Annotated in this window: 6 protein-coding genes; 5 read left to right on the top strand and 1 reads right to left on the bottom strand. The window is 72.4% G+C overall.

All coding sequences use genetic code 11. The features are described 5' to 3' along the window. Positions 1-145: 145 nt before the first annotated feature. A complete protein-coding gene (locus tag KME77_RS16235) occupies positions 146-1,633 on the bottom strand; it encodes an MFS transporter (protein ID WP_219467896.1) in 1,488 nt (495 codons plus the stop codon). Positions 1,634-1,728: 95 nt separating this feature from the next. On the opposite strand from KME77_RS16235, the gene KME77_RS16230 reads away from it, so the two are divergent. The 5 genes from KME77_RS16230 to KME77_RS16210 all read left to right on the top strand — a co-directional run. After that, positions 1,729-2,934 carry a cytochrome P450 gene (locus KME77_RS16230; RefSeq protein ID WP_219467893.1) on the top strand — a complete coding sequence of 402 codons (1,206 nt, stop codon included), beginning with the start codon at positions 1,729-1,731 and terminating at the stop codon, positions 2,932-2,934. 6 nt (positions 2,935-2,940) lie between these two features. Next, a complete protein-coding gene (locus KME77_RS16225) occupies positions 2,941-3,609 on the top strand; it encodes a TetR/AcrR family transcriptional regulator (RefSeq protein WP_308250724.1) in 669 nt (222 codons plus the stop codon). 10 nt (positions 3,610-3,619) lie between these two features. Further along, positions 3,620-3,820 (top strand): ferredoxin, encoded by a 201-nt coding sequence (locus tag KME77_RS16220; RefSeq protein ID WP_219467890.1) that lies wholly within the window; start codon positions 3,620-3,622, stop codon positions 3,818-3,820. Beyond that, entirely contained in the window at positions 3,817-4,125 is a 309-nt protein-coding gene (locus tag KME77_RS16215) for a dihydrofolate reductase family protein (protein ID WP_219467887.1), read from the top strand. Before KME77_RS16220 ends, KME77_RS16215 begins: the two co-directional genes overlap by 4 nt. 67 nt (positions 4,126-4,192) lie before the next feature. Beyond that, on the top strand, positions 4,193-4,569 hold a 377-nt coding region (locus tag KME77_RS16210), incomplete at its 3' end, for an MBL fold metallo-hydrolase (protein WP_219467883.1).

Below are 4,569 nucleotides of genomic sequence, written 5' to 3'. Positions count from 1 at the left end.
GTCTCCTCCGCCACGGTCACCTCCAGCGCGAGCGGCGGCACGGCGTGACGACGCCCCGCCGAGCGATCGGCAGAGCAATCAGCCGGGTGACCGGCCCAGCGACCAGCCGGACGCCCGGGCCGGGGCGTCGGGTGCTCCCGGAGGCTCAGCTCACCGAGGGCTGCTTCTCGTGGGTCGTGACGGCCGCGTGCCGCCCCTTCCCCTTCCCGGCGGAGGCCGGCCGGCGGCCGGGGATGAACGCCATGATCACGAGCGCGAGCAGCGCCGTGCCCGCGCCGATCGCCAGCACGACGCGGAAGCCGTCCTGCGAGGGAACGCTCACCCCGCCGCCCAGGGAGACGGTCAGCCCGGCCAGGATGCCGCCCGACACGGCGCTGGAGATCGACGTGCCGATGGCCCGCATCAGGGTGTTGAGGCTGTTGGCGGCGGCGGTCTCGGACACCGGCACGGCCCCCATGATCAGGGCGGGCATGGCCCCGTACGCGAGCCCGATCCCCGCCCCGATCAGGCTGGAGACCACGACGAGCTGCCAGACGGCCGACATGAGCACGACGCCCAGGCCGTAGCCGGCGGCCACCACGACCGCCCCGAGCATCAGCGTCACCTTGGGCCCGCGGGCCCGGGAGACGCGCGCGGACAGCGGCGCCATGACCATCATGACCAGGCCGGACGGCGCGAGCACCAGACCGGCGGCGAGCATGGTCTGCCCCAGCCCGTAGCCGGTGGCGACGGGGAGCTGCAGCAGCGTGGGCAGCACCAGCGACATCGCGAACATCGCGAAGCCGAACACGGCGGAGGCGAGGTTGGTCAGCAGCACCTGACGGCGCGCGGTGGTGCGCAGGTCCACCAGCGGCCGGGCGGCGCGCAGCTCCCACCAGCCCCACAGCAGCAGCACCACGACCGCGGCGGCGAACAGGCCGACGGTCAGGCCGCTGCCCCAGCCCCAGGCCGAGCCCTTGGAGATGGCCAGCAGCAGGCACACCAGCGCGACCGAGAGCCCGGCCGCGCCCACCAGGTCGAAGCGCCCGCCGCTGCGCACGGCGGACTCGGGGACGAGGCTCAGCACGAGCACGGCGGCGACGACGCCGAAGCCCGCCGACGTCCAGAACAGCATGTGCCAGTCGGTGCTCTCGGCCAGGAAGGCGGCGGCGGGCAGGCCGAGCGCGCCGCCGACGCCGAGCGAGGCGCTCATCATCGCGGTGGCCGAGCCGAGCCGGTCGGCGGGCAGTTCGTCGCGCATGATGCTGATGCCCAGGGGGATGACCCCGGCCGCCAGCCCTTGCAGGGTGCGCCCTGCGATCATGGGCACCAGCGAGGAGCTGAGCGCGGCGACGACCGAGCCGGTCACCAGCAGGCCCAGGCTGACCAGCAGCATGCGCCGCTTGCCGTACATGTCGCCCAGGCGGCCCACCACCGGCGTCGCGACCGCGCTGGCCAGCAGCGTGGCGGTGATCGCCCAGGTGGCGTCGGACGGTGAGGCGCTCAGGAGCCGGGGAAGCTGCGGGATCAGCGGGATCACCAGGGTCTGCATGAGCGCGACCACGATCCCCGCGAAGGCCAGCACGGCCACGACGGCGTTCGGTCGCGGGGCGCGTATGTCCGGCGAGGCTGGAGCGGTTGCGGCATGGCTCATGAAGGGGTCCCCCGATTAAATCAACTGTTTGACTTAAATTAGCAGACCGGGTTGACTGACGGTTGACTTAGGGTCGAGTTCGAGGAGGACGTACGGTGACCGACAGCGAGCACGAGCAGGCGCTGACCTACCCGTTCACCAGGCCGGCGGCGCTGGAGCCCCCGGCGGAGTGGGCGGAGCTGCGGCAGGGCTGCCCGGTCGCCCGGGTGAAGCTGCCCAGCGGGGACGAGGCGTCGCTGCTGACCCGCTACGAGGACGTCAAGCAGGTGCTGTCGGACCCCAGGTTCACCCGGCGGCTGACCGCCGACGACGCGGCCCGCATCTCCGACAGCGAGTCGGGCGGGGTGTTCAACAGCGACATGGCCTCCTCCATCCCGGACGGCGGCGAGGGCCACCAGCAGTGGCGGCGCAGGATCACCAAGTGGTTCACCGCCAGGCGCATGGCGTCGCTGCGGCCGGGGATGGAGGCGATGGCCGAGCAGCTCGTCGACGAGATGGTGGAGCGGGGGCAGCCGGCCGACCTGAAGGCGAGCCTGGGCTTCCCGCTGCCGGTGTGGGTGATCTGCGACATGCTCGGGGTTCCCGACTCCGACCGGGACAAGTTCTCGCACTGGTCCGACGCGCTGCTCAACCTGACCCGCTACACCGAGGCCGAGCTGATGGCGGCGCAGGTCGAGTTCTTCGAGTACATGAGCGGCCACATCACCGCCAAGCGCAAGGACCCGGGCGACGACCTGCTCAGCGAGCTGGTCGCGGGCGGCGAGATGTCCGACGACCAGCTCGTGGCCACCGGCATGGGCCTGCTGGTCGCCGGGCACGAGACGACCGCGAACATGATCGGCAAGATGGTGGCCATGCTCCTGGTCGACCGGCGGCGCTGGGAGGCGCTGCTGGAGGACCCGTCTCTGATCCGCACGGCGGTGGAGGAGGCGCTGCGCTACGACGCCAACCTCGGCTTCGGCATGCCGCGGTACATCGCCGAGGAGGTCGAGGTCGGCGGGACGGTGCTGCCGGGCGGCTCCACCGTGCTGTGCGACATGGCCGCCGCCAACCGCGACGAGCGCGCGTTCGAGGGCGCCGGAGACATGAACCTCACCCGCAGCCCGAACCCGCACCTGACCTTCGGCGCCGGGGCGCACTCCTGCCTGGGGCAGCCGCTGGCCCGCACCGAGCTGCAGGCGGTGCTCTGCGTGCTGCTGCGCAAGCTGCCCACCCTGGACCTCGCCGTGCCCGCCGGGGACCTGCGCCGGGTCGAGGGCCTGGTCGTCGGCGGGCTGAGCGAGCTTCCCGTACGGTGGTGAGCGAAGGTGGCGAGTAAGACCCTGCCGAGCAGGGCCGTGCGGGCCGAGCGGGTCAGCGCGACCCGGGAGCAGATCCTGACCGCCGCCGAGCGGCTGTTCGCCGAGCACGGGGTGGCCGCGGTCTCCAACCGCCAGGTCAGCGAGGCCGCGGGGCAGGGCAACACGGCCGCCGTCGGCTACCACTTCGGCGCCAAGCCGGACCTCGTGCGGGCGATCATCCGCAAGCACGCCGAGCCGATGGAGCGCATCCGCCTGCGCATGCTGGCCGAGGCGGACGGCTCCGGCGAGGTGCGCGACTGGGTGGCCTGCCTGCTGCGGCCGGTGACCGAGCACCTGGCCGCCCTGGGCAACCCGACGTGGTTCGCCAGGTTCGCGGCCCAGGTGATGACCGACCCGGCGCTGCGCCCCATCATGATCGAGGAGACGCTCACCGCGCCCTCGCTGCGCCGGACGGTCGACGAGCTCGACCGGTGCCTGCCCGACCTGCCCGCGGAGGTGCGCGCCGAGCGCGCCGACATGGCCCGTCAGCTCATGGTGCACATGATGGCCGAGCGGGAGCGCGCGCTCGCCGAGGGTACCCCCACCCCCCGCGCCACCTGGCACGACGCCGCGACGGGGCTGATCGACGCGATCGTCGGCATGTGGCTGGCACCCATCACCCACGACAACCCATAGAGGGGGACCGATGAAGGTACGTGTGGACGACGGCAAGTGCTGCGGCGCGGGCACCTGCGTGATGCTCGCGCCCGACGTGTTCGACCAGCGGGACGAGGACGGGATCGTGGTCCTGCTCGACGAGACGCCGCCCGAGCGCCTGCACGCGACGGTGCGCGAGGCCGCCGGCGTGTGCCCCGCCGCCGCGATCGAGCTGGACGAGAACGTATGACGCCTCCCGCCCGCGTCCTGGTGGGCGAGGCGGCCCGGACGGTCGCCGAGCTGAAGCACGAGAGCGACGGCGAGATCCTGGTGCAGGGCAGCAGCGACCTCATCCGCTCGCTGCAGGAGGCCGAGCTGGTCGACGAGTACCGGCTGCTGGTCTTCCCGGTCGTGCTCGGCCAGGGCAAGCGGCTGTTCCGCGAGGGGACCGCCGCGGCCGGGCTCAGGCTCACCGGCTCCGCCACGACGGACGCCGGCGTCGTGCACGTCACCTACGCATGGGCGGGCAAGCCCCTCCTGGGCTCGGTGGCCTGAGGGCACCTCCCGCCGCTGAGGCCGCTCATGATGGTGTCGATGCTGCTCATGAGGGCAGCTGGCGCGTATGAGCACGCCAGACGAGTACGCCGAGAAGGCGAGCGTGCGGTTCATCGGGAACGCCACCACGCTCATCCGCTGCAACGGCTTCACCATCCTGACCGACCCGAACTTCCTGCACCGGGGCCAGCGCGCCTATCTCGGGTACGGGCTGAGCTCGAAGCGCCTGACCGAGCCCGCCATGACCGTGGAGGAGCTGCCGCCCCTCGACGCCATCGTCCTGTCGCACATGCACGGCGACCACTGGGATCGTGAGGCCCAGCGCAAGCTGGACAAGGGCACGCCGATCATCACCACCGGCCACGCCGCCGGCAAGAGGGTGACGGTGTCGGTGGTGCTGGTCACCTCGTTCAGCATGCCGACGATGGTGCCCTTGGTACGGGC

Source organism: Nonomuraea rhizosphaerae, assembly GCF_019396405.1.
Taxonomy (GTDB): domain Bacteria; phylum Actinomycetota; class Actinomycetes; order Streptosporangiales; family Streptosporangiaceae; genus Nonomuraea; species Nonomuraea rhizosphaerae.
Note: the sequence above shows the minus strand (reverse complement) of the source record. Positions and strands in the feature narration are given on the sequence as shown.